This is a genomic window from Methylobacterium nigriterrae (assembly GCF_037106235.1).
Taxonomy (GTDB): domain Bacteria; phylum Pseudomonadota; class Alphaproteobacteria; order Rhizobiales; family Beijerinckiaceae; genus Methylobacterium; species Methylobacterium nigriterrae.
The window spans coordinates 1-253 of the sequence record NZ_JBAWTG010001053.1 but is presented as its reverse complement, the minus strand read 5'-3'; the positions used below and the strand labels follow the sequence as shown (position 1 = coordinate 253).

Sequence of the window (253 nt, the reverse complement as noted above, 5' to 3'; positions counted from 1 at the left end):
CGAGGAGGAGATTGGTGAATACCGGGCCGGGCTGGAAGGAGAACTCGGCGGTGCGGGTGTCGTAGACCAGGGAGCCGGTCACGTCGCTGGGCATGAGGTCGGGTGTGAACTGGACGCGCTTGGTGTCGAGTTCGAGTGCGGACGCGAGGGCGCGGACGAGCAGCGTTTTGGCCACTCCAGGGACTCCTTCAAGGAGAACGTGTCCACGGCAGAGAAGGGCTACGACGAGGCCGGTCACTGCGGGGTCCTGGCC

1 protein-coding gene is annotated in these 253 nt (G+C 66.0%); it reads right to left on the bottom strand.

The genetic code is table 11. The features are described from left to right. On the bottom strand, nt 1-238 hold a 238-nt coding region (locus tag WDW90_RS40615; protein WP_348529667.1), incomplete at its 3' end, for an AAA family ATPase. Nucleotides 239-253 lie beyond the last annotated feature (15 nt).